The following is an 18,789-nucleotide window of genomic DNA, read 5'->3' as shown; positions in this document are numbered from 1 at the left end:
ATAAGAAGAAATACTGTTTGCTGTCTCAGGATGTGCGAACAGCGCGCTCAGTGCCTAAATAAAAATAAATGAACTGAGCGCTAAAAAACTGCTGACCAAAGGTAATAATGGCGGAGAGGGTGGGATTCGAACCCACGATACGGTTGCCCGTATGCCGCATTTCGAGTGCGGTGCATTCGACCTCTCTGCCACCTCTCCGCGGTCTGGTCGGCGCTGTGATGCGCGGGGTTCTCTTAGCCATCAATGGCAGGGCTGACAAGGGGTATTTCATTGCTGCGTCACAAAATATCCGCTGATGGCAAATATCACCGGCATGTTGCTCAGCAGCTTTTAGGCCATGGTGCATCGGTGGCCTGTCTTCTGCTTAGTTCCAGTCGAACATGCAAACCATCGGCATCGGAGAACGTTTGGATCTCTGTTGTCAGGCGGCCACTTGAACGCATCATGCAAGGATCGGCACTTCCCCTTTTTGCCTCGGCGCCATTCTGGTGGGTGCGCTGCAAGAGGCTGGTGCGTCGATCCTGGGGCGGGCGGTTTAATAAAAGGCGCGCCGGAAGGGCATGACGGCGGCACCCATAGCGGGCGCATCGCTTGAAATCTCCGATACGATCAGCTTGGGGCCGGGACGGTGAACGCCGTAACGAGGCCGATCGAATAATGTTGCGCGATCGATCATCATTCGAGGAAGGTCGGGTGGAATCTGGCCACAGAAAACGATGGCCTGCGGGTCTATCACTGCGCAAATAGCGTTTATGAGGCGATTGTAGGCGGGTGTGGTTTCTTCCAGCCATTCAATGACGCCGGGCCAGTTCCGGTCGAAGTTTCGGCGCATGTAGTGGATCGAGGGAACGTTGATGCCGTTCCGCTTCAGCCGGTCGATCAGATATTGCAGGGCCGGGCGACGTTCGGATTCCCCCGCGTCGGACATGCCGGAAAACTCGCCTGCATTGCCATTGCCACCCGCCAGAAGTTCGCCATCGATGATGACGCCGCCGCCAAAACCATAGTTGAAGCTGAGATAGGCGAAGTTTCGTACGAAACGGCCTGCGCCGAACATGGATTCGGCAATGGCCCCTGACTTGCCGCCGTTGATGACCCATGCCGGTCTTTCGAACAGGCTGCTGATGAGGGGGCCGAGTTCGATCAGCGACCGTTCGTGAAGGGGAAGAGGGGCGTTGTGGCGTGTCCCATCGATATGGTAGCCGGCGATTGCAAAGCCGACGCCGGAAGAGTTTTCCTCTGTGAGATCGTTCTGTCTCCGAAGATCGCTCACCTGCTGCTTCACAAGTTGCAGTGCCTCGGTCATGGTCGTCTCACGTAACGGCACTTCACGTTCGCCTAGAAAGTTTCCGGCGAAATCCATCAGGCAGATGCCGATGACATCCGTATTGACGGAGATACCGGAGGCGTAAGCGTGCTGGCCGTTCAGCCGCAGCATCGGGCTTGGCTGGTCGCGACCCATTCCCGGCTTTGCGGAACCCCAGCAGGATGATGCCGCGCTCCGAGAGCTGGTCGAGAATGCGGTGGACCGATTGCTTGGTGAGGCCTGTGTAACCGGTAATTTCCGAACGGGAAATTCCCGGATTGCGCCAGATCAGTTGCAGAAGCCGCCGTTCGTTAGGTGAGACGACGCCGGTTTCTCCCGGGCGTCGAAAGCGATCGGCAATCAGTGTCTCGGCGTCGCAGATGCTGGTCTGAACCGGCCTCTGTTCAGCTTCCGCCAAGGGGCGTATACTGATCGGACGTGCAGGTTCGGTCCATCGGTCCCGGTTTTTTGCGCGGGAGTGCCTGTCGACCGTTGCTGCCCAAGGCGAAATCGGGAGGAATCGTCATGGCGCATTTTCATGTGATTGCGGGTGGGCGCGAAAACGCCGTTTTCCCGAATGTCAGACGCATCAGCGTTTCGGATGTCTTCGCAGCGCTCAGGGAAGGGCTGGATGATTTCTGGGACAAGCCGTCTCACTATGTTTTTCTCTGCCTGATCTATCCGGTTGCCGGTGTGGTTCTGATCCGCTGGACCTCGGGTGCGAATATTCTGCCCCTTGTCTTTCCGCTGATGTCGGGTTTTGCCCTGCTTGGCCCCTTTGCGGCGCTCGGCCTCTATGAAATCAGCCGCAGGCGTGAACTGGGCCTCGACACGTCGTGGCAACATGCGCTGGAAGTCCGTAATTCACCGGCGCTTCCGGCCATCCTCGCTGTCGGTGCCTTGCTGCTGGCGATCTTCGTTGCCTGGCTTTATACGGCACAGGCGCTCTACATGCGTCTGTTCGGGCCTGAGCAGCCCGTATCGCTGATGGCGTTCATCTCCGATGTGTTCACCACCTCTCAGGGCTGGCAACTGATGATCTACGGCAATCTCATCGGCTTTTTCTTCGCCGTGACCGTGCTTTGCACGACGGTTGTCGCATTTCCGCTGCTTCTGGACAGGGACGCGGGCGCTCTGGCGGCAGTCTACACCTCGTTGAAAGCCGTCGTGCTCAATCCCCTCGAAATGATGCTGTGGGGCCTGATCGTCGCGGTGTCGCTGGCGGCAGGTTTCGCCGTGTTCTTTGCCGGTCTTGCAATCGTCATTCCGGTTCTGGGGCATGCCACCTGGCATCTTTATCGCAAGGTTGTCGAACCGGAAGGTGCCTGATGCCCCTGCAAATCCCGATCGCCTCCGGCGCCATGTCATATCATGGCGTGGCGCCGAGGAAGGATAGCCGGGTCAGGAGTGTGTAGTTCGCTTCCGACATCATCAATGCCATGAAGACCAGCACCAGTGCAGGCGGCAAAAGCACGGCGTAGACCAGAGCCAGCCGCTCCCATGCCATGTGCATGAAGACCGCAATGATTAACCCAACCTTCAACAGCAGGAACAATATGATCAGCGACCAGCGCGGATAGCCCTGTATAGCGAAGTAATCGACCATGTAGGAAAAGGCGCTGAGCACGAAGAGCAGTCCCCAGACCAGCAGGTAGAGGCGGATGGGGTGCTGTTGATGGGCTGTGCCTGTCTGTGTCGGTATTGTCTCGTTCATGACGATACTCCTCACCAGAGATAGAAGAACGCAAAGATGAACACCCAGACCAGATCGACAAAATGCCAGTAGAGGCCCATGATTTCCACGGCCTCGTACTGGCCTTTTCTGCTGGTGAAAAACCCACGCCGCTCGTCGTCGAAATCACCGCGCCAGACCTTGTGTGCGATGATCAGCAGAAAGACGACGCCTATCGTGACATGGGTGCCGTGAAAGCCGGTAATCATGAAGAAGGTTGAGCCGAATTGCGCCGCTCCCCATGGGTTTTCCCAAGGGCGGACACCTTCCGAAATCAGCTTCGTCCACTCGAAAGCCTGCATGCCCACGAAGGTCGCGCCGAGAGCCGCCGTCAGCAACAAAAGGCTTGCTGTTTTTCCTCGCTCGCGGCGATAACCGAAGTTGACGGCCATTGCCATCGTTCCGCTGCTGGAGATCAGCACGAAGGTCATGATGGCGATCAGGATCAGCGGCACGTTCTGCCCACCGATGTGAAGCGCGAAAACCTCGCTGGGATTGGGCCAGGTGACGGGCGTGGACATGCGTGCAGTCATGTAGGCCAGAAGAAAGCAACCAAAGACGAAAATGTCGCTGAGGATGAAGAACCACATCATCGCCTTGCCCCACGAGGCCGTTTTGAAGGCGCGCTGGTCGGAGGAGAAGTCGGCGGCGATGCCGCCTAGACCGGAGGGACGGATCGTCTGGTCACCATGCCTTGGAGCGGATTGCACCGTCATGTCCTCCTATGTCAGCAGTTGTCGGCAGAGATCGGCGAAGTCATTCGCCCATCCGGCAAAGATCGCGAAAAGAAGCAGCCAGACTGCCAGCATGAAATGGGAATAGACCGCACAGAGATCGATGTTGAGACGAAGGCGATCACGCGGCATATCGGTCGAGAATGCCTGAACGGCCGTGCGGCCCAGGACGATCAGCCCGCCGAGGATGTGCAGACCGTGCAAGCCGGTCAGCAGATAGAAGAAACTATACGACGGGTTCGCGGAAAAGACGTAACCGGCGGATGCAAGTTCGCGCCATGCAGCCACCTGCCCGACAAGGAAAAGAACCGTGAGAATGAAGCCTGCCGAAAGATCGTGGCGAACGGCATGTTCACGGTTCCGCCGTACTTCGGTTCTTGCAAGTTGCAGCGTCACGCTGGCGAAGATCAGGATGCCGGTGTTCAGCCACAGGATAGGCGGGACTGGCGTCGACCACCAGTCGGAAGACGTCATGCGCATGAAATAGGCGCTGACGAAGAGAATGAACAGCGCGCCCACCACACCGAGAAACACGTATAGGCCAATCTTGACTGCCGGAAAGTGTGGTCTATCCATGCCCGTCGGAGGGACGACCCCGGCTTCGAGCCATGGTTTCGATGTCAGTCGTTGTCCGGACATCCACCAGATGATCACGGCTCCGACTGCAGCGAGGAAAATCAGGGTGACATTCATGATACCGCCTCCCGGGTGATGCCACTGGTGGCCGGTACGGTTTGCGGAATGAAGTCCTCCGGTGCGCCTGGCACGCTGTAGTCATAAGCCCAGCGGTAGACGACCGGTAGTTCCTTGCCCCAGTTGCCATGGGCTGGTGGGGTCTGAGGCGTCTGCCATTCAAGCGTGGTTGCGCGCCATGGATTGCCGCCCGCCTGTTTGCCCTTGAAAAGGCTCCAGACGAGATTGAACAGGAAGAGGATCTGTGCCGCACCGACGATCAACGCCATGACCGTGATGAAGATGTTCAGCGTATGTGCCGACGGCGGTACGAACGTGGTTTCCCCCAGTTCGTAGTACCGGCGTGGAACACCGATCAGGCCGAGATAGTGCATGGGGAAGAAGATCGCATAGGCGCCGAGAAATGTGATCCAGAAATGGATATGCCCAAGGACGCTGTTCAATATGCGGCCGGTCACCTTCGGGTACCAGTGATAGATGGCGCCGAAGACGACGAGGATAGGCGCCACACCCATGACCATATGGAAATGGGCGACGACGAACATGGTATCGGACAACGGAACATCGACGACGACGTTTCCGAGGAAAAGCCCGGTCAGACCGCCATTGACGAATGTGACGATGAAAGCCAGCGCAAACAGCATCGGCAGCGTCAGGTGAATGTCGCCGCGCCAGAGCGTCAATACCCAGTTGTAGACTTTGATGGCAGTGGGTACCGCGATGATGAGCGTGGTGGTTGCGAAGAAGAAACCGAAGGCAGGGTTCATGCCGCTGACATACATGTGGTGCGCCCAGACCACGAAGCTCAGTGCGGCGATGATGACGATCGCCCACACCATCATGCGATAGCCGAAGATGTTCTTGCGGGCATGGGTGCTGATGAGGTCGGAGACGATGCCGAACGCGGGAAGCGCCACGATATAGACTTCAGGATGGCCAAAAAACCAGAACAGGTGCTGGAACAGGATGGGGCTGCCGCCGCCGTGCTGTAACTGCGTTCCCATTTCGACAATGGCGGGCATGAAAAAACTGGTGCCGAGCAGCCGGTCGAACAGCATCATGACCGAGGCGACGAACAGGGCTGGGAAGGCGAGAAGCGCCATGACGGTGGCGGTGAAAATGCCCCAGACGGTGAGCGGCATACGCATCAGCGTCATCCCACGCGTGCGCCCCTGCAGCACTGTGACGACATAGTTCAGGCCACCCAGCGTAAAGCCGATGATGAAGACGATCAGCGAGGACAGCATGAGGACGATGCCCCAGTTGCTGCCGCCCGGTGTGCCGGAGAGAACGGATTGCGGCGGATAGAGCGTCCAGCCAGCACCTGTCGGGCCACCCGGCGCAAAGAAACCGGCGACGAGGATGAGCACGGCGAGCAGATAGATCCAGTAGCTCAGCATGTTGGCGTAGGGGAACACCATGTCGCGTGCGCCGACCATCAGCGGAATGAGGTAGTTGCCGAACCCGCCGAGAAACAGCGCGGTCAGCAGATAGACCACCATGATCATGCCGTGCATGGTGATGAACTGATAATAGTGATCGGCATCGATGAATGCGAAGTAACCCGGAAAGGCCAATTGCAAACGCATCAGCCAGGACAAGACCAGCGCGACCATGCCGATCGAGATGGCGGTCAGCGAGTACTGCACGGCGATGATTTTCGCATCCTGGCTGAAGACGTATTTCGTCCACCAGCTTTTCGGATGGTAAAGCTCCATTTCCGCGACTTCGGCAGGCGGGATGGCGTCTGCGGTGTCCGAGCGGATTTCCGTCATGCTCTTACCTCCTTTTCCTCCCGATCGTCTTGCTCGCCGCCTTCAGTTTGATGGCTGCGGCGCCTCAGAGGCCGTAAGTTGCGTGAATGTCGGCTGCTGCTCCAGCCATGCCTGATAGGCCGCGGCGTCATCGACCACCACGGTTCCCCGCATCTGCGGATGACCGACACCACAGAGTTCGGCACAGAGAACCTCGAATGTTCCTGTGCGGGTAGGGGTAAACCAGAAAAACGTGACCATCCCGGGGATCATGTCCATTTTGGCCCGGAATTCCGGAACGTAGAAATCATGGATGACATCAATCGAGCGCAGCAGAACCTTCACCGGCTTGCCCACGGGAAGATGCAGTTCGCCGCCTTCGATGATCACGTCATCAAGTCCGGCGCTATCGTTCCTGTCGAGGCCAAGCGGATTGTCTGTCGTGACGGCACTCGTGCTCGAACGACCGAGCTTTCCGTCGGCACCCGGGAGCCGGAAGCTCCAGAGCCATTGCTGGCCAACGATCTCGACGGGTGTAGCATCCGACGGGACGCTGATGAACCGGTCCCACACCACAAGACCCGGCGCCAGCATCGCGGCAACGCCGATGGCCGTTCCTCCAGCCAGCATCCATTCAAGCCTGCGGTTCTCCGGTTCATAAGCCGCCCGGTTTCCCGGCCTGTGCCGGAAGCGAAAAACGCAATAGGCGACGAACAGAACCACGGCGATAAAGACGATGCCGGTGATCCAGAAGGTGATGACGAGAGTGCTGTCTATGTAGGTCCAGTTGGACGCAATCGGAGTCCACCACCAGGGGCTCAGCATGTGGAACAGCACCGAGCCGATTACCAGCAGAACGAGAATCAGCGCGACAGCCATTTCCGCCTCCTTCCTGAGACGATTGCGACCGTGGACATGAAACCGTATTTTCAAACTATGGCGGACATTATCGCACGAATGAAAAATCCGGGCAATTACGGAGATTTAGCTAGATCAATCGGTGTTTTATGGTGCGCTATTTGGAGAACTGTTTCAGGTAGGCCATGAGGTCGATGATTTCCTTGTCGTTCTTCAGTCCGACGAACGCCATTTTCGTGCCTTTGATCTTCGATTTCGGGTTGTGCAGATAGTCGCGCAGGGTTGCCTCATCCCAGACAAGGCCGCCGGTGCCGGCATCCTTCATGGCAGCGGAGTAGGCAAAATCCGGATGCGTTCCGGCTTGTCGGCCGAAGACGCCGTTCAGAGATGGACCGACCTTGTTCTGATCCGTGTCTGCGACATGACAAGTCGCACATTTCCTGAAAACGGTAGCGCCCGCATTTGCATCCCCTTGCTGGGCATGACCGGCAAGCGGCAGAAGTGTGAATAGCGGGGTGCTCAGAAGCAGAAGAACGCGATAACCCATGGCAAGCCTCCTCCCAGAGTCGCCGAGGCGCGCCAAAGAAACCATGGGGCCGATTGGCTACGTCGTTTCGAACGCTTGTGCCGTCCGTTTTCGTTCTTGATTGAGAACGGCTGCGCCGATGGGAATTTTATTCCTTCGCCGTGGCAAGTCAATCATGCGATGGAAACCCGAATGGCGTTACCAGCGGCAGCGGGACCGAGCATAGGTCAGCTCGGAGGATACCTCGAAAAGCCGTTCCCGGACATCCGACAGGCCGCTATCGCCGCTCGGATCATCCGTCAGAAGTGAGCGGTATTCATGGACCAGAAGCCTGCGCTCGAGATCGTCCCGCAAGGCGGTGAGGCGAAAGAAGCGATGCAATTTCATCGTGACGTCTCCTGTGCGTTGTCAGGCGGCTCTTGAAACCGCAGGAGTCGCGTTGCGCGCCGAAACCATGTGATGGATTGCGCGCACCACGTCCGCTGGCAAAGCGAAGTGCCGTCCATCAAGATCGTGGACATGAAATTTCACGGCAATGAACTTCAACAGACCGTTGTCTGGAACCACGATACCAACGGCGATACCTGCATATTCGATCACTTGTCTGGTCATCGGAAAGCCTCGTATTGGCGCCAAGCATTTGCTACGACTGGTGAAAACGGGGAGGTGCCGCGGCACCTCGGATTTAGTCCATCAATTTAGTAGACTATACATCCGTCGCCCTCTGATGGCTTGGCATCCCATCCTGTCAGGTTTGCCGATCCGTAGAAATTTCTTCGAAAATTAGGGTCTCAGCCGCGTCTTGCTGCCTCTATTGCGGCAACATCGATCTTCTTCATGGTCATCATCGCGTCAAATGCGCGTTTCGCTTCGTCGCCTCCGGCGGTTAGCGCTTCCATCAGAACCCGTGGCGTTATCTGCCAGGAGATACCCCATTTGTCACGGCACCAGCCACATTCGCTTTCCTCGCCGCCATTTCCGACGATGGCATTCCAGTAGCGATCGGTTTCTTCCTGATCCTCCGTGGAAATCTGGAACGAGAAGGCTTCGTTGTGTTTGAACACCGGCCCGCCGTTGAGACCGACGCAGGGAACACCGGCCACAGTGAATTCGACCGTCAGCACATCGCCCTCCTTGCCGGATGGATAATCCCCCGGTGCTCGGATGATCGTGCCCATGACACTGTTCGGAAATGTCATGGTATAAAAGCGTGCTGCGGCTTCGGCGTCCCTGTCGTACCAGACGCAGATGGTGTTCTTGGCAATGGCCATGGTTTTTCCTCCCGGGTGTGCGATGTCAGTCTCGCTTCGGCGGCGCGACGACACGTCAAGAACGCCCAGGTGCTTTGCTCCGTTCCGCCTGCCGTAGCAGGAACTTGAACGGTGAAGTTCGATGCACGAAGATATCCCTTGCATCCGGCCGGGGAGGTTTCCATTCTCGCGATTAGTATTTGATGGGAGGCTGCCATGTCGAACGACTGCCAGGCCATTCGGGTGCGGATAACCGGCAGGGTGCAGGGCGTCAGTTTCCGCGTCTGGACGCGTGACGAGGCTCTGAAGCTTGGCTTGGTAGGCTGGGTTCGCAATGAGAGTGACGGCTCCGTCTGCGCACTCATCGCGGGACCGGAAGACGCCATCTTGACAATGATCGAGCGCTTCAGCTCCGGACCGCCGGGGGCATCCGTGGTGGGTGTCAATGTCGAGCCCACCACGCTGACCGAATTGCCAACGGGCTTTCACATCACCCGGTAAAGTTTGCCAGCGCAGGCTTTACGAGATCTCGATGATCTCGAGTTCCTGGCCACCCATTTCCACGACATCGCCGACAGACTTGCCCATGAGGCGTACTGCCACTGGTGAGACGAAGGAAATCGATCCCGCCTTGGGGTCGGCTTCGTCTTCACCCACGATACGATAGGTCTGCACGCGCCCGTCATCGCGGCTGAAGGTCACCGTGTTGCCAAAGCCGATGGTATCGAAGGATACGGGATCGGGCACAAGCTGTGCCGTCCGAACCCTTGCCGCGAAATAGCGGACATCGCGCAGCGGATTTGCTGCCTGTCGTCGTCGTTCATTGACGTCCTCGATGCCGGTGGTTGCCTAATAAGCTTCGCGGGCCTGCTGAAGCTGCGCCTCCAGAGCCTTCAGACCCGTTTCCGTGACGAGGTTCGGGTGCGGTGAAATCGGGCGGTCGGGCAGCAGGGTTTCCGAAGCGGTTTCGGAACTCTCTTCCTTTGTAAACGCAACACTCACACTCAAACTCCGTCCTTGTTCAGGCGCTGACGCTGATCTCTTTCGGTGGCGTGAGCGCTTCTTTCACGGCCAGTTCCGCCATTGCGAGTGCTGCGTCACGCGTCTTGGCGGCAGCAATGAAGCGGCCATTATGGCAGAAACTCGCGCCTTCCACACCACATGCTGCCTCCAGTTCCCCATTGGTCAGTCCTGCCCACGCAAGCGGCAGATCGGCCCGCAGTTCGAAGCCTTCGTCAGCACGGCGAATGCCGGTCAGGCACCAGTCGTTGCCGCGTGGATGGACGACGAACAGCAGATGATCCGCACCGGCCTTCACGATGGCCGGACGAAACGGCATGCCCGCCGGCAATTCAAGAACATACCCTTCTCCGGCATCCACGATAGCCTTGTTCACGAGCGCTTCGGCGCGCAGTTTTGCGGCACTCTTGGCAATCTTCGCTTCAACGAAGCTGCGGGCAATGGCCAGCGCGGCGTGGAAAGCACGGTTTTCGGCTTCCGGGTCCGTCTCATCGAAAACCGGCTTGAGAATTTCGAGAAGCGCGGGCAGCGTCAATCCTGCCAGAGGCCCGGCGATGGACGGGCTCAGCGCGCCGTTGTCGACCAGATCGACAGGCAGCACGAAGCCGTTGTCGAAAGAAGCATGGATCGCCTCGATGTGGTCTTCGGGAACGGCAGAAGCAGCTAGGTAGTCGCGGCCGTAGTGTTTCCAGATCAGACCGAAAGAACTGTATGGCTGACCATCTTCGCGAAGCGGTGCGCCGCGCTGATGGTGATCAAAGATGCCCTGTTCCGCGTCATAAGCCCCGCCGACGTCATAGATGACGCGATCCGTGTCTGGTGTGATCCATTCCGGCGCACGGCTGCGAACAAGGCGTGCCTCCGGGAAGAGCCGGGTCAGGATGACGCTGGACAGCAGTTCGTCGGCATGGAAGCCACCGGAATGGGTGACGAGGAAATCCGGGATCATGTTGGGGTACGCCTTTGATTCTTGAGAGGGCGGTTACGGGAGGCCCGCCTGATGTTTGAGATCCTGATACCTTCTGTAAGGCCTCATCTCAACCCGTCATCATGAAACGCTGGAACAAGTCCATGCCAGCGCGCCAGACGGGCCATCGTTCCTGTATCGGGCAGGTATGGTATTTCCCGTAACGGCTTCCATATAGCAAGGGAAACCAGGTCAACGTACACGCATGGGCTATGGTGGCAGCGGTTGGGCGAAGTCTAAGGACAGATCGTCATATTCTGCTTTTGGAAGATGCTTTTCAGGACGAAAGGAACATTTTGATGGGAGTTGAACGCAAACTGCATCTTGGCGCATTCATGCGGCCCGTAAGCCTGCACACCGGCGCATGGCGTTATCCCGGCGCATGGCCGGATGCCAATTTCAATTTCGCCCATCTCACGCGTTTCGCACAACAGCTTGAAGCTGCAAAATTCGATGCGTTTTTCATGGCGGATCATCTGGCCGTGCTCAACATGCCGGTGGAAGCACTGCGCCGCAGCCATACGGTCACGTCTTTCGAACCATTTACGTTGCTTTCGGCGCTTGCCGCCTTGACCAGCCGCATCGGCCTTGTGGCGACCGCGTCGACGACATTCGACGAGCCTTATCATGTGGCCAGACGTTTCGCGTCTCTCGATCATTTGAGTGGCGGACGGGCAGGGTGGAACATCGTCACGACGGCCAACCCGGATGCGGCGCGGAATTTCGGGCACGATACACAGCCGGATCATTCGCAACGTTACGCCAGAGCGCGTGAATTTTACGATGTCGTCACCGGTCTTTGGGATTCCTTTGCCGAGGATGCTTTCATTCGCGACACAGAAAGTGGCATCTTCTTCGACCCGGATCGAATGCATGCGCTTCGTCACAAGGGGCCGGAATTCTCCGTCCAGGGGCCGCTCAACATTGCGCGTCCGGTGCAGGGCTGGCCGGTCATCGTTCAGGCCGGCGCTTCGGAGCCCGGCCGCCAGCTTGCAGCAGAAACAGCCGAGGTCGTGTTCGCTGCGCCTGCGCACCTCACGGCAGGCAAGGCCTTCTATAAGGACGTCAAGGACCGTGCCGTGGCCGCTGGCCGCTCATACAACGATATCGTCATTCTGCCAGGCGCTTTCGTGGTTGTCGGCGATACCGTCGATGAAGCACGTGCGAAGCGTGCGAAGCTGGACAGCCTCGTCCATTACGACAGCGCGATCGCATCGCTTTCCATAGCAATTGGCCATGACGCTTCCTCCTTTGATCCGGATGGCCCTCTGCCGGATATTCCCGAGACGAACGCCAGCAAGTCCGGCCGCGAGAGGGTGATCGAACTGGCACGAAGCGAGGGGCTGACGGTTCGCCAGCTTGCGCAGCGCCTTGGCGGTTATGCCGGTCTGGCTTTTGTCGGTACAGCTGCGACGATTGCCGATGAGATGGAGCGGTGGCTGCATGAAGAAGGATCGGACGGTTTCAACGTCACTTTTCCCTTCCTTCCCGCTGGTCTTGATGACTTTACCACCCTTGTCGTGCCGGAACTCCAGCGGCGCGGTTTGTTCCGCACCGACTATGAGGGAACGACCCTGCGCGACCATCTTGGCTTGAAGCGTCCCGCCAATAAGTTTTTTGCCAACGGCGAGTGACGGCAGTCAGGTCTGGATTTGCTCGCCGTCATTCGTCCCATGAGATGAATGACGGCCAGCATGCTTGAGCAGGCCTCAGGCTGCGCTGCAGATCGACAGGAATTCGTCCACATCGGCCTCGGTCGTGGCAAAACTGGTCACCATACGGATGAGGATTTCGCCTTCACCGACCCTTTCCGGCATGTCGCGTGGCACCAGCCAATCGTAGAATTTCGCGCCTTTTTCCATCGCTGCATCGGCAGAAGCCTTTGGAAGGATGGCAAAAACCTCGTTGGCCGAGGTCGGCCATGCAAGGCGGGCGCTGTTGAGAGAGGCGAAGCCGGCGCGTAGCCGGTTAGCCATAGCGTTGGCGTGGCTGGCGAGGCCTAACCAGAGGTCGTCGTGGAGATAGGCATCGAACTGGGCGGCGATGAAGCGCGACTTGGAAAACAATTGGGCAGTGCGCTTGCGCAGGAAGGCGAAGTCCCTGGCAAGGGCGGGGTCGAAAAACACGATGGCCTCCGCGCACCAGCAACCGTTTTTGGTGCCACCGAACGAAAGCACGTCCACGCCGCGCTTCCAGGTCATTTCAGCCGGCGTGGTTCCAAGCGAAACGAGTGCGTTTGCAAAGCGCGCGCCATCCATGTGCAGGGGCAGGCCATTGTCCTTCGCGATTTTGGAAATGGCGTCGATTTCCTCCAGCGTATAGACCGTTCCGACTTCCGTCGCCTGTGTCATGCTGACGGCTGCGGCGCGGCCATGGTGAACGGCGTCCTGCGGATAGCGGGCGATACGTTCGACAAGATTTTCAGGCAGCATTTTGCCTGCCGGTCCTTCTACGGCGACCATGCGCATGCCGCTGAAGAAATCCGGTGCGCCGCATTCGTCTTCTATGATGTGAGCCTCGGAATGACAGAAGGTCAGGCCACCCGGCCGGGCAATGCTCGCCAGCGAAAGAGAATTGGCCGCCGTTCCTGTGGCGACGAAGAAAACGGCCACCTCGCGTTCGAACAACTCATTGAACCGGGTCTCGATGGCGCGGTCCAGTTCACTGGTGCCGTAAGCGGCAGCAAAGCGTGTGGACTCCTTGGAGAGGCGATCGTTGATGGCAGGGTGGGCGCCAGCCCAATTGTCGGAGGCAAAAAACATCTCTGGAGGCTTTCCGGTGAGTGGTTCTGTTTGAATCGGCACTGTGTGGGAAGATCCGCAAGGTTTTATGACCTCAGGGTGCAAATGGCAAATCCGGTAATGAAAGCAATGGAAAGAGAGCTTTTCGCACAAGAAAGTTTCACGCCTCGGGCGCATCTGGAAACTTAGCTGCAAAAGTCCGGTTTTATATATTGAATGTGCGCCTTGCTAAACGAAGCCATTTCTGCCAAAATTCTCAGGAATTGAGACAGTCATGCTGTCCTAAATTTCAGGTTGGCCGGTTTGGTGGCGGGTTTCGCGACATGTGAAAAATCCGCATCGAGCCGGTTCTTTGTGCGAAATCGTGCAAGTGCTTTGCAGGAGGGACGACCAATGACGAACAAGACGCTGGCAGACAACGCTGCCGCCATCATGACCACCGACTGTCCCACCGCGGTCGCGGCCGCTTCTGTTGCAGTGGCGAAAGTCACTCCGCGTGGCCTGCCGGAAAAGCAGGGCCTTTACGATCCGGCCAATGAACACGATGCCTGTGGCGTCGGCTTTGTTGCGCACATGAAGGGGCAGAAGTCCCACCAGATCGTCAAGGACGGTCTGTTCATCCTCGAAAACCTGACCCACCGTGGTGCCGTTGGTGCTGATCCGCTGATGGGCGATGGCGCCGGTATTCTGGTGCAGATCCCGGATCGCTTCTTCCGCGAGGAGATGGCGAAGCAGGGCGTTACCTTGCCCAAGGCGGGCGAATATGCCGTCGGTCACATCTTCATGCCGAGCACCCCGGAGCGGATCGAGCATTACAAGAAGGTCATCGTCGACGTCATCGGCGAGGAAGGCCAGCAGTTCCTCGGTTTCCGCGACGTACCCGTTGATAATTCCTCGCTGTCGAAGGCGCCGGATATCGCCGCGACCGAACCGCACCATGTCCAGGTGTTCATCGGTGCGGGCCGCGACGCCGCCACCAATGCCGAATTCGAGCGTCAGCTCTTCCTGATCCGCAAGGTTCTGTCCAATCGCATCTATGATGCAGGCGGCGGCAAGGAGGCGCAGGATTTCTATCCCGTGTCTCTGTCATCCACCACCATCGTCTACAAGGGCATGTTCCTCGCCTATCAGGTCGGTGCCTATTACAAGGATCTGTCGGATCCTCGTTTCGAATCCGCCGTGGCCCTTGTCCACCAGCGCTTCTCGACCAACACCTTCCCGTCGTGGAAGCTCGCGCATCCGTATCGGATGGTTGCCCATAACGGCGAGATCAACACGCTGCGCGGTAACGTCAACTGGATGGCGGCGCGTCAGGCGTCAGTGTCCTCCCCGCTCTTTGGCGACGACATTTCCAAGCTCTGGCCGATTTCCTACGAAGGCCAGTCGGATACAGCTTGTTTCGATAACGCGCTCGAATTCCTCGTACGCGGCGGTTATTCGCTTGCTCATGCCATGATGATGCTGATCCCCGAAGCGTGGGCTGGCAATCAGTCGATGACGCAGGAGCGCAAGGCATTCTACGAATACCATGCGGCACTCATGGAACCGTGGGACGGTCCCGCCGCAGTTGCCTTCACCGATGGCAAGCAGATCGGTGCGACGCTCGACCGTAACGGTCTGCGCCCAGCCCGCTATCTCGTCACCGATGACGACCGCATCATTATGGCATCGGAAGCCGGTACCCTGCCGGTTCCGGAAGAGCGCATCATCAAGAAGTGGCGTTTGCAGCCGGGCAAGATGCTGCTGATCGACATGGAAAAGGGCCGCATCATTTCCGACGAGGAAGTGAAGCATGAGCTTGCCGCCAAGCACCCTTACAGCACCTGGCTGGACCGCACGCAGCTCATTCTGGAAGAGCTGAAGCCGGTTGAGCCTCGCGCGCTGCGCCGCGACGTGTCGCTGCTCGACCGTCAGCAGGCCTTCGGCTACACCAGCGAAGACACCAAGCTCCTGATGTCGCCTATGGCGACAACCGGTCAGGAAGCCATCGGCTCGATGGGCACCGATACGCCGATTTCGGCCATGTCGGACAAGTCGAAGTTGCTTTACACCTATTTCAAGCAGAACTTTGCGCAGGTCACCAACCCGCCGATCGACCCGATCCGCGAAGAACTGGTGATGAGCCTCGTGTCCTTCATCGGTCCGCGTCCGAACATTCTCGACCACGAGGGTGCTGCCCGCGCCAAGCGGCTGGAAGTGCGTCAGCCGATCCTGACCAATGGCGATCTGGAGAAGATCCGCTCCATCGGTCACACGGAAGACCGTTTCGACACCAAGACACTCGACTTCACCTATGATGTGGAGCGCGGTGCCGAAGGCATGCCAGAAATGCTCGAGCGCCTTTGCGAACGTGCGGAATCCGCCGTTCGCGGCGGCTACAACATCATCGTGCTTTCGGACCGTCAGGTCGGCCCTGACCGGATAGCGATCCCGGCGTTGCTGGCCACCGCTGCCGTGCACCATCACCTGATCCGCAAGGGTCTTCGCACCTCGGTCGGCCTCGTCGTGGAAACCGGCGAACCGCGCGAAATCCATCATTTCTGTCTGCTGGCAGGTTATGGCGCGGAAGCGATCAATCCCTATCTCGCCTTCGACACGCTGCTGGACATGCATAAGCATGGCGCGTTCCCGAAGGAAGTGTCGGATGATGAAGTCGTCTATCGCTACATCAAGGCGGTCGGCAAGGGCATCCTCAAGGTCATGTCCAAGATGGGCATCTCCACCTACCAGTCCTATTGCGGCGCGCAGATTTTTGATGCCATCGGTCTGTCTTCGGAATTCGTGGAGAAGTATTTCTTCGGCACCGCGACCTCCATTGAAGGTGTTGGCCTGACGGAAATCGCCGAGGAAACCGTCGCGCGTCATACCGCTGCGTTCGGCAAGGATCCGATCCTTGCGAACACGCTCGATATCGGCGGTGAGTACGCTTACCGTATGCGCGGCGAGAGCCATGCATGGACGCCCGATGCGGTTGCGTCTCTTCAGCACGCAGTCCGTGGCAACAGCCAGGATCGCTACCGCGAGTTCGCCAGCATGGTGAACGAAACGGCGCTGCGCATGAACACCATCCGTGGTCTGTTCAAGGTCAAGGGTGCCGAAGCGCTCGGCCGCAAGCCGATTTCCGTCGATGAGGTCGAACCAGCCGCCGAGATCGTCAAGCGTTTCTCCACCGGCGCCATGTCCTTCGGCTCCATCAGCCGTGAAGCGCACACGACGCTGGCGATTGCCATGAACCGGATCGGCGGCAAGTCGAACACCGGTGAGGGCGGCGAAGAATCCGACCGTTACATGCCGCTTCTGAACGGCCAGCCGAACCCGGAACGTTCCGCTATCAAGCAGATCGCTTCCGGCCGCTTCGGTGTGACGACGGAATATCTCGTTAACGCGGACATGCTGCAGATCAAGGTCGCGCAGGGTGCCAAGCCCGGCGAGGGCGGTCAGCTGCCGGGCCACAAGGTCGATGCGACGGTTGCCAAGACCCGCCACTCGACCCCGGGTGTCGGCCTCATTTCGCCGCCGCCGCACCACGACATCTACTCGATCGAAGATCTGGCGCAGCTGATCTACGATCTGAAGAACGTCAACCCGGAAGCCGATGTTTCCGTGAAGCTCGTGTCCGAAGTCGGCGTTGGTACGGTTGCTGCGGGTGTCGCCAAGGCGCGCGCCGACCATATCACGGTCGCAGGATTCGACGGCGGCACGGGTGCCTCCCCGCTGACCTCGCTCAAGCATGCAGGTAGCCCATGGGAAATCGGCCTTGCCGAAACCCAGCAGACGCTGGTGCTGAACGGCCTTCGCTCGCGCGTTGCGCTTCAGGTCGATGGTGGTCTGAAGACCGGCCGTGACGTCATCATCGGCGCTCTGCTCGGTGCGGACGAGTTCGGTTTCGCAACCGCACCGTTGATCGCCGCCGGCTGCATCATGATGCGTAAGTGCCATCTCAACACCTGCCCGGTCGGCGTTGCAACGCAGGACCCGGTTCTGCGCAAGCGTTTCAAAGGCACGCCGGAACACGTCATCAACTACTTCTTCTTCGTGGCCGAGGAAGTGCGCGAAATTCTTGCCTCGCTCGGCGTGTCCAAGCTGGATGAGATCATCGGCGCTTCCGAGCTGCTCGAAAAGGAAGAGATGCTGGCGCACTGGAAGGCCAAGGGGCTGGATTTCAGCCGTATCTTCCACAAGGTCGATGCGCCGAAGGAAGCGACCTTCTGGACCGAGCGGCAGCACCATCCGATCGAAGATATTCTCGACCGCAAGTTGATCGAGAAGTCGATGCCTTCGCTTGAAAACCGCGAGCCGGTGGTCTTCGAAGTGCCGATCAAGAACGTCGACCGTTCGGCCGGAGCCATGCTTTCAGGCGCGCTTGCCAAGCGTTGGGGCCATAAGGGCCTGAAGGACGATACGATCCATGTGACGCTGCGCGGCACGGCCGGTCAGTCCTTCGGCGCCTTCCTCGCCCGCGGCATCACCTTCGATCTGGTCGGGGATGGCAACGACTATGTTGGCAAGGGTCTTTCGGGTGGTCGTATCATCGTGCGTCCTCCGGAAAACACCCGCATCGTCGCGGAAAACTCGATCATCGTCGGCAATACGGTGCTTTACGGTGCCATCACCGGTGAGTGCTACTTCCGTGGCGTGGCCGGTGAACGCTTTGCCGTGCGTAACTCCGGTGCCGTCGCCGTCGTTGAAGGCGTGGGCGACCATGGCTGCGAGTATATGACGGGCGGTATCGTCGTCGTTCTCGGCGAAACAGGTCGCAACTTCGCAGCCGGCATGTCCGGCGGCGTGGCTTACGTTCTGGATGAGACGGGTGACTTCGCGAAGCGTTGCAACATGGCCATGGTCGAACTGGAGCCGGTTCCGGAAGAAGACGACATGCTGGAAAAGCTGCACCATCACGGCGGCGACCTCATGCACAAGGGACGTGTGGACGTTTCCGAGGACATGACGCGCCACGACGAGGAGCGTCTCTACCAGATGATTTCGAACCACTTCCACTACACCAATTCGTCCCGCGCCAAGGACATCCTTGATCGCTGGAGCGAGTTCCGTCCGAAGTTCCGCAAGGTCATGCCGGTGGAGTATCGCCGTGCGCTTGAGGAAATGGAACGGGCACGCATGGGTGTTGCGGCGGAGTAATCCGTCGCGTGGGGAAATTTCATCGGCTGATCTCGCCGATCGCTGCAGGTGCCGTCCAACGGTGATCCT

15 protein-coding genes, 1 tRNA gene and 2 pseudogenes are annotated in these 18,789 nt (G+C 58.6%); 4 read left to right on the top strand and 14 right to left on the bottom strand.

Translation table 11 applies throughout. From position 1 onward, the window contains the following. Nucleotides 1-108 precede the first annotated feature (108 nt). A tRNA-Ser gene (locus tag N7578_RS01780) sits at nt 109-198 on the bottom strand. A 337-nt stretch (nt 199-535) separates the two neighbouring features. Beyond that, a pseudogene (locus tag N7578_RS01775) lies at nt 536-1,688 on the bottom strand (ROK family transcriptional regulator). Between the two features lie 143 nt (nt 1,689-1,831). Here N7578_RS01775 and N7578_RS01770 point away from each other — a divergent pair. Continuing rightward, a complete protein-coding gene (locus N7578_RS01770) occupies nt 1,832-2,635 on the top strand; it encodes a DUF2189 domain-containing protein (RefSeq protein WP_311108602.1) in 804 nt (267 codons plus the stop codon). A gap of 40 nt (nt 2,636-2,675) precedes the next feature. Here N7578_RS01770 and N7578_RS01765 read toward each other — a convergent pair whose 3' ends face one another. The 9 genes from N7578_RS01765 to N7578_RS01725 form a co-directional block, all read right to left on the bottom strand. After that, complete coding sequence (locus N7578_RS01765; protein ID WP_311108601.1) at nt 2,676-3,020, bottom strand: cytochrome C oxidase subunit IV family protein; 345 nt, start codon at nt 3,018-3,020, stop codon at nt 2,676-2,678. An 11-nt stretch (nt 3,021-3,031) separates the two neighbouring features. Continuing rightward, nucleotides 3,032-3,754 carry a heme-copper oxidase subunit III family protein gene (locus tag N7578_RS01760; protein ID WP_311108600.1) on the bottom strand — a complete coding sequence of 241 codons (723 nt, stop codon included), beginning with the start codon at nt 3,752-3,754 and terminating at the stop codon, nt 3,032-3,034. A 6-nt stretch (nt 3,755-3,760) separates the two neighbouring features. Continuing rightward, a complete protein-coding gene (locus N7578_RS01755) occupies nt 3,761-4,465 on the bottom strand; it encodes a cytochrome c oxidase subunit 3 (protein WP_311108599.1) in 705 nt (234 codons plus the stop codon). Then, the gene (locus N7578_RS01750) at nt 4,462-6,240 is read right to left on the bottom strand and encodes a cbb3-type cytochrome c oxidase subunit I (RefSeq protein WP_311108598.1); all 1,779 of its coding nucleotides are present in this window, start codon (nt 6,238-6,240) and stop codon (nt 4,462-4,464) included. The genes N7578_RS01755 and N7578_RS01750 overlap by 4 nt, the downstream gene beginning before the upstream one ends. Nucleotides 6,241-6,282: 42 nt before the next feature. Continuing rightward, nucleotides 6,283-7,098, bottom strand: a complete 816-nt coding sequence (locus N7578_RS01745) for a cytochrome c oxidase subunit II (protein ID WP_311108597.1) — start codon at nt 7,096-7,098, stop codon at nt 6,283-6,285. A gap of 136 nt (nt 7,099-7,234) precedes the next feature. Further along, a complete protein-coding gene (locus N7578_RS01740; RefSeq protein ID WP_311108596.1) occupies nt 7,235-7,624 on the bottom strand; it encodes a cytochrome c family protein in 390 nt (129 codons plus the stop codon). Between the two features lie 177 nt (nt 7,625-7,801). Next, nucleotides 7,802-7,990: a hypothetical protein gene (locus tag N7578_RS01735; RefSeq protein ID WP_311108595.1), complete on the bottom strand. Its 189-nt coding sequence runs from the start codon at nt 7,988-7,990 to the stop codon at nt 7,802-7,804. Between the two features lie 21 nt (nt 7,991-8,011). Continuing rightward, nucleotides 8,012-8,215, bottom strand: a complete 204-nt coding sequence (locus N7578_RS01730) for a hypothetical protein (RefSeq protein ID WP_311108594.1) — start codon at nt 8,213-8,215, stop codon at nt 8,012-8,014. A 179-nt stretch (nt 8,216-8,394) separates the two neighbouring features. After that, nucleotides 8,395-8,868, bottom strand: coding sequence for a VOC family protein (locus tag N7578_RS01725; protein WP_311110022.1), 474 nt, complete (start codon nt 8,866-8,868; stop codon nt 8,395-8,397). Nucleotides 8,869-9,069: 201 nt separating this feature from the next. Here N7578_RS01725 and N7578_RS01720 point away from each other — a divergent pair, with 201 nt between their 5' ends. Further along, nucleotides 9,070-9,354 (top strand): acylphosphatase, encoded by a 285-nt coding sequence (locus tag N7578_RS01720; protein WP_311108593.1) that lies wholly within the window; start codon nt 9,070-9,072, stop codon nt 9,352-9,354. An 18-nt stretch (nt 9,355-9,372) separates the two neighbouring features. On the opposite strand, the pseudogene greA reads toward N7578_RS01720, so the two are convergent. Beyond that, a pseudogene (gene greA, locus N7578_RS01715) lies at nt 9,373-9,855 on the bottom strand (transcription elongation factor GreA). A 19-nt stretch (nt 9,856-9,874) separates the two neighbouring features. Continuing rightward, complete coding sequence (locus N7578_RS01710) at nt 9,875-10,822, bottom strand: MYG1 family protein (protein WP_311108592.1); 948 nt, start codon at nt 10,820-10,822, stop codon at nt 9,875-9,877. Nucleotides 10,823-11,139: 317 nt separating this feature from the next. Between N7578_RS01710 and N7578_RS01705 the strand changes: the two genes are divergently transcribed. After that, complete coding sequence (locus tag N7578_RS01705; RefSeq protein WP_311108591.1) at nt 11,140-12,474, top strand: LLM class flavin-dependent oxidoreductase; 1,335 nt, start codon at nt 11,140-11,142, stop codon at nt 12,472-12,474. Nucleotides 12,475-12,549: 75 nt separating this feature from the next. On the opposite strand, the gene N7578_RS01700 is transcribed toward N7578_RS01705, so the two are convergent. Continuing rightward, nucleotides 12,550-13,602 carry a low specificity L-threonine aldolase gene (locus N7578_RS01700; protein WP_311108590.1) on the bottom strand — a complete coding sequence of 351 codons (1,053 nt, stop codon included), beginning with the start codon at nt 13,600-13,602 and terminating at the stop codon, nt 12,550-12,552. 372 nt (nt 13,603-13,974) lie between these two features. Here N7578_RS01700 and gltB point away from each other — a divergent pair, with 372 nt between their 5' ends. Then, nucleotides 13,975-18,720, top strand: a complete 4,746-nt coding sequence (gene gltB / locus N7578_RS01695; protein ID WP_311108589.1) for a glutamate synthase large subunit — start codon at nt 13,975-13,977, stop codon at nt 18,718-18,720. Nucleotides 18,721-18,789 lie beyond the last annotated feature (69 nt).

Source organism: Agrobacterium tumefaciens (genome assembly GCF_031801495.1).
Lineage (GTDB): Bacteria > Pseudomonadota > Alphaproteobacteria > Rhizobiales > Rhizobiaceae > Agrobacterium > Agrobacterium tumefaciens_K.
This window is presented reverse-complemented; position numbering and strand designations above follow the sequence as displayed.